At 38.0% G+C, this 6,186-nt stretch carries 4 protein-coding genes and 1 pseudogene; 2 read left to right on the top strand and 3 right to left on the bottom strand.

From position 1 onward, the window contains the following. The first annotated feature begins 194 nt into the window (after positions 1-194). Positions 195-1,686, top strand: a pseudogene (gene cysS / locus E1171_RS09585) (cysteine--tRNA ligase). Between the two features lie 121 nt (positions 1,687-1,807). Then, on the top strand, positions 1,808-2,818 hold the full coding sequence (locus E1171_RS09580) for a M28 family peptidase (RefSeq protein WP_155205784.1): 1,011 nt from the start codon (positions 1,808-1,810) through the stop codon (positions 2,816-2,818). Positions 2,819-2,862: 44 nt separating this feature from the next. On the opposite strand, the gene rfbB is transcribed toward E1171_RS09580, so the two are convergent. From rfbB to E1171_RS09565, 3 genes are all read right to left on the bottom strand, one after another. Next, complete coding sequence (gene rfbB / locus E1171_RS09575; protein WP_155205783.1) at positions 2,863-3,912, bottom strand: dTDP-glucose 4,6-dehydratase; 1,050 nt, start codon at positions 3,910-3,912, stop codon at positions 2,863-2,865. Positions 3,913-3,918: 6 nt separating this feature from the next. Next, positions 3,919-4,956 carry a UDP-glucose 4-epimerase GalE gene (gene galE, locus E1171_RS09570; RefSeq protein WP_155205782.1) on the bottom strand — a complete coding sequence of 346 codons (1,038 nt, stop codon included), beginning with the start codon at positions 4,954-4,956 and terminating at the stop codon, positions 3,919-3,921. A 142-nt stretch (positions 4,957-5,098) separates the two neighbouring features. Next, entirely contained in the window at positions 5,099-6,076 is a 978-nt protein-coding gene (locus tag E1171_RS09565; protein WP_155205781.1) for a UDP-glucuronic acid decarboxylase family protein, read from the bottom strand. Positions 6,077-6,186: the final 110 nt, after the last annotated feature.

Raw genomic sequence — 6,186 nt, 5'->3', positions numbered from 1 at the left:
ATCGCTTTTCATCCAGAATACTAATAAAAAGTCTCTATAAAGTAATCCACCCTTTATTATTCAAGATTAATTAAATCATTTTTCTGAATCTAACGTATAGTCCTTGGTTATAAGACAATTCCAAATACCAAGCTATTTAGTAATAATTACACCTGAATTATTCAGACATTTATCCAAATTATTAACTTTGCAGGATGCTGAAGGAATTAAGAATATACAATACGTTATCAAGGAAAAAAGAATTGTTTGAACCCCTTGTAAAAGGGCATGTGGGAATGTACGTCTGTGGACCAACCGTATATGGAGATGCGCATTTAGGGCATGCAAGGCCTGCCATTACCTTTGATGTAGTTTTCCGATATCTCAAGCATTTGGGCTATAAAGTAAGGTATGTGCGAAATATTACAGATGTAGGGCACCTGGAGAGAGATGCGGATAGTGGGGAAGATAAAATTGCTAAAAAGGCAAAACTGGAACAATTAGAGCCCATGGAAGTGGTGCAAACCTATACAGATAGCTACCATAGGGACATGGCTTTATTAAACACCTTAAGACCAAGTATAGAACCTTCTGCTACCGGCCATATTATGGATCAGGTGGAGATGATCCAAACCATCCTAGACAATGGAATGGCTTACATTGAAGATGGTTCTGTTTACTTTGATGTCATGAAATATCATCAAAAAGGCAATTATGGCAAATTGTCGGGAAGAATTATTGATGATTTAATTTCAGGGACAAGAGACCTTGAAGGACAAGAAGGCAAACACAACCCAATAAGATTTTGCACTTTGGAAAAAAGCTGAGCCCGAGCACATAATGCGGTGGAATTCTCCATGGAGTGAGGGCTTCCCCGGTTGGCACCTTGAATGCTCTGCAATGAGCTCAAAATATTTGGGAAAACAGTTTGACATCCATGGAGGAGGCTTAGATCTACAATTCCCACATCATGAGTGTGAAATTGCGCAATCACAAGCGGCCAATCAAACAGATCCAGCTAAATACTGGATGCACAACAACCTCATTACTATTAATGGGCAAAAAATGGGTAAGTCCTTGGGTAATTTCATAAACCTTTACGAACTCTTTAGTGGTGAACACCAACTCCTGGAACAGCCTTACAGCCCTATGACCATTCGCTTTTTTATGCTTCAGGCACATTATAGAAGCACATTAGATTTCTCGAATGAAGCTCTTATAGCGGCCCAAAAAGCCTACAAAAAGGCAATTAACGGCCTAAGAACGGTGCGCAAAATGGAGTTTAAAAAAGAGGACGGAATTAGTTTAAACGAAAAAGCCATTAAACAAATCAATCAACTTTGCGATAATACCTACAGCGCCATGAACGATGACTTTAATACGGCCCTAGCTGTTGGTCATCTGTTTAACTTGTTGAAAAAAATCAACTCTTTATATACCGGACAATTAAAGTTTGCTGAAATCGGTGAGGAAACATTTGTCCGAATGAAAACAGTTTATTCTACCTTTATAGAAGACATCTTTGGATTGGTAGAAGAAAAACCGAATAATCCAGAAATCATTGTAGAGGCCTTACTACAGGTTTATAAGGAAGCAAAGGAAGCCAAAGATTATGAAAGGGTTGATAGCATACGGGCCCAATTAAAAAAGCAAGGGTTAATCGTCAAAGACCTGAAAACAGGGGTGGATTGGGCGTATGAAGAGTAGCTTATATATTTAATGAATAAGAATAGTGCAAAGCAAAGAAACAAGGTTTTGCGCCTCAAGGTAAAGGGGATAAACTAATTTATGTACTTCATTTTAAGTAATTACATTTATTACTCATCTTATGAATAAAAAAAACACGCAAATAACTAGCCTTTATTTCATTGTATTTATACTGATTTTGGCTTCTTGTGGGAAAAAAAAACCAGGAAATCAAGAAACCAAAGTGTCTGAAGAGGTGAAAAAAGTGATCAATGTTCCAGCATTTAATGCTGATTCGGCCTATGAATTTGTAAAAAAGCAAGTTGATTTTGGTCCACGCGTTCCCAATTCCGCTGCCCATAGAGCTTGTGGAGATTATTTGATTGAAACTTTAAAGAAATTCGGAGCTAAGGTGAAGGTTCAGGAATTTGATGCCAATGCCTATGATGGAACTAAGCTTTTTTTAAGGAATATCATTGGGAGTTTCAATCCTGAAAAGAAGAGAAGAATTCTGCTGGCAGCTCATTGGGACACCCGACATGTTGCAGACAAGGATGAAATAAACCCTGACCAACCCATTGACGGGGCCAATGACGGGGCAAGCGGTGTAGGCGTACTGCTGGAAATAGCAAGGGCAATTCATAGCAACCAAGCACCTGATGTAGGTATTGATATTATCTTCTTTGATGGAGAAGATTATGGAGTCCCCAACAGCTACAGGGGCCCAATAAGTGGCGGTACTACTTGGTGTTTAGGTTCTCAATATTGGGCAAAAAACAAGCATGAAAGTAATTATACCGCCTATTATGGAATTTTATTAGACATGGTAGGCGCCAAGGGAGCCCAATTTTACAGGGAAGGCTACTCAATGGAATATGCTCCAAATATTGTGGATAAAGTCTGGAAGGAAGCCGCCAGCTTAGGATATGGCCAATTCTTTGTACCTATTAATACAGTTGAAATAACAGATGATCACCAATTTGTTAATCAGGCAGGTATTCCAATGATAGACATCATTCCGTATGACCCTTCATCTCCTGATGGATTTTTTCCCGATTACCACCATCGACACAAAGATAATATGGACATCATAGACAAAACTACTTTAGCGGCAGTAGGGGAAACCGTATTGCATACCATTTATAAAGAATAGCTCATAAAAAAACCGCAAGTCCTTTAACTTGCGGTTTTTTTTATTCAAGCTTTATATTGTTCTTCATAATACTGCTGATAACTACCCGAAGTCACATGCTCCAGCCAGCTTTCATTATTCATATACCAATCCACTGTTTTCTCAAGACCTTCTTCAAATTGTAAAGAGGGTTCCCATCCCAGTTCCTTCATGATTTTTTGTGCATCAATTGCATAACGAAGATCATGACCAGCCCGATCTTTTACAAAATTGATCAATTGGGCAGATTCCCCCTCTTGTCGACCGAGCTTTTTATCCATGATTTGACAAAGTAATTTAACCAAATCCAAATTACTCCATTCATTGAAACCACCAATATTATAGGTTTCCCCTATTTTTCCCTTATGAAAGATGATATCAATTGCTTTGGCATGATCAATCACATATAGCCAATCACGTACATTTTCCCCCTTTCCATAAATAGGCAAAGGTTTCCTTTGCTTTATATTATGAATACAAAGGGGAATCAGCTTTTCGGGAAATTGATTAGGTCCATAATTGTTGGAGCAATTGGAAACGACCACCGGAATCTTATACGTATTGTGATATGCTCGAACCATATGATCGGAACTAGCCTTGGAAGCAGAGTAAGGTGATTGGGGATCATAAGAAGTAGTCTCAGTAAAATACCCGCCTTGATCCAGAGAACCATATACTTCATCCGTTGAAATGTGGTAGAAAAGCTTTCCTTCTGTATTCGCACCCCAAAAACCTTTAGCGGCATTAAGAAGATTAACTGTTCCAATCACATTAGTATGTATAAATTCCATTGGACTTGCAATAGAGCGGTCTACATGTGATTCTGCTGCCAAGTGAAGGACTGCATCAAACTGAAACTTCTTAAAAATGCTATTGATATATTTTTGATCTGTAATATCCCCCTTCAAAAAGTTATAATTGGGTTTCTCCTCAATATCCTTCAGATTCTCCAAATTACCTGCATAAGTAAGCTTATCTAAGTTAAATATTTGGTAAGAAGGGTATTTATTCACAAATAAACGAACCACATGGGAGCCAATAAAACCAGCACCTCCTGTAATCAGGATTTTTGACATAATGATTTACTTTATATTTGATAGTTTTTTTTGCCAGCCCCAGGCATCTTTCAAGGCTTGATCCAGACTTAGCTCGGCTTTCCAATTAAGCAGTTTTTCACTTTTATCTACCTTGGCAAAAACTTTTTCCACATCTCCACTTCTTCTTTGGCCAATGGTGTAATTCAGTTTCAAACCATTTACTTGCTCAAAGGTTTTTATAGCCTCCAAAACGCTATTCCCTTTTCCTGTCCCCACATTAAACAAGTCGAAAAACGAATCATTCCCCTGATTTTCTAAGTACTCAAAAGCTTTAACATGAGCTTTTGCCAAATCCACCACATGTATATAATCTCTAATACAGGTACCATCAGGTGTATTATAATCATCCCCAAAAACGGTCAACCTTTCACGAAGTCCTGCAGCGGTCTGTGTAATAAAAGGCACCAAGTTATTGGGAACACCTAGGGGAAGTTCCCCAATCAAAGACGAGGGGTGAGCACCAATGGGATTAAAATACCGTAAGGCAACCGCTTTCAAATTGGAATTCTTTCCTTTTACGGTGTCTTCAAGGATTTCTTCACTGATAGCTTTTGTATTTCCATAGGGTGACTCTGCCTGTTTTTTAGGAGATTCTTCGGTGACAGGCAAAAGGTCCGGCTCTCCATAAACAGTACAAGAGGAAGAAAAGACAAGGTTACTTACCTTAAAATTTTCCATCGTCCTCAATAATATCAGTAATGAATTAAGATTGTTGTGATAATAATCCAATGGCTTTTCAACTGATTCTCCAACGGCCTTATAGGCAGCAAAATGAATCACTCCAGCGAACAAACCTTCTTGGTCAAAAATATTCTGCATTAATTGGATATCATTACAATCTCCTTCATAAATCTTGGGGGCTATACCGGTAATTTTCTCAATCTGTTCTATCACCCCTTTTTCCGAATTGGAAAAATTATCAATAATCACGGCTTCATAGCCAGCTTGGTTCAATTCTACTACAGTATGTGAGCCTATAAATCCAGCCCCCCCTGTTACTAAGATCTTTTTACTTTTTGACATATTAAACAAATGAAAAAAATTCCTCTCTTTAATAAGAAAACAGAAATATATTTTTTTCGAAAAAGGATAAACCCTATGAAATTATTACAATAAATTTGACTCCATTTCAAAAATCAAATTTAGATATAACCTATTTATTTTTTTACTCCTCGTTTTCAGAAGCAGCTTCCACTTTAGTTTTTTTTATCCTTTGTTTAAAATATTCCATCGTTGGTTTTAACCCTTCTGCCCTTGAATATTTAGGCTTCCATCCCAGAATTTCTTTCGCCTTGGTAATATCCGGTTGTCGTTGCTTTGGGTCATCTTTTGGAAGAGGTTGATAAGCAATCTTTTGTTCAGTTCCGGTTAAACGGATAATCTCTTCTGCAAACTGCTTAATCGTAATTTCCTCCGGATTTCCGATATTTACCGGAAACACATAATCACTCATTAACAAGCGATAAATACCCTCAATAAGGTCATCCACATAACAAAAAGAACGTGTCTGAGAGCCATCCCCAAAAACGGTTAAATCTTTTCCTCCCAACGCTTGACCAATAAAAGCAGGCAAAGCCCTTCCATCATTCAAACGCATACGAGGGCCATATGTATTAAAAATCCTAACAATCCGGGTTTCAAGCCCATGGTAGGTATGATAGGCCATCGTAATAGCCTCCTGAAATCTTTTTGCTTCATCGTAAACACCTCTTGGACCCACAGGATTAACATGCCCCCAGTACTCCTCTTTCTGTGGGTGGATCAAAGGATCACCATAGACCTCAGAAGTGGAAGCAACAAGTATCCTGGCTTTCTTACTTTTGGCTAAGCCTAAAAGATTATGTGTTCCCAGCGAACCTACCTTCAGCGTTTGGATAGGCATCTGCAAATAATCAATAGGACTTGCAGGAGAAGCAAAGTGTAAAATATAATCCAATTCTCCTGGAACGTGAACAAACTTTGACACGTCGCAATGGTAAAACTCAAAGTTCTTAAGTTTTACCAGATGCTCAATATTTTCCATTGTTCCCGTAATCAAATTATCCATAGCAATCACATGAAAGCCCTCTGCAATAAAACGATCACAAAGATGGGATCCTAAAAAGCCCGCTCCTCCGGTTATTAATACTCTTTTTTTTCTCATTGAATTCATTTTGGACTATTTACTTCCAACCCTTTATAAAGGAGAAAAAGTATAATTTTTCCCCACCAAAGATAGCTTATAAATTTAAAACACTACTAGTAAATAACAAG

The organism is Xanthovirga aplysinae (assembly GCF_009711365.1).
GTDB classification, from domain to species: Bacteria; Bacteroidota; Bacteroidia; order Cytophagales; family Cyclobacteriaceae; genus Xanthovirga; species Xanthovirga aplysinae.
The sequence above is the reverse complement of the archived record's forward strand: the minus strand, read 5'-3'. Positions and strand labels throughout refer to the sequence as shown.

What these genes read in the sequence shown, in the direction of transcription:
- E1171_RS09580 (WP_155205784.1), top strand. Translation starts at nt 1,808, where the DNA reads ATGAATAAAAAAAACACGCAAATAACTAGCCTTTATTTCATTGTATTT.
- E1171_RS09565 (WP_155205781.1), bottom strand. Translation starts at nt 6,076, where the DNA reads ATGAGAAAAAAAAGAGTATTAATAACCGGAGGAGCGGGCTTTTTAGGA.
- galE (WP_155205782.1), bottom strand. Translation starts at nt 4,956, where the DNA reads ATGTCAAAAAGTAAAAAGATCTTAGTAACAGGGGGGGCTGGATTTATA.
- rfbB (WP_155205783.1), bottom strand. Translation starts at nt 3,912, where the DNA reads ATGTCAAAAATCCTGATTACAGGAGGTGCTGGTTTTATTGGCTCCCAT.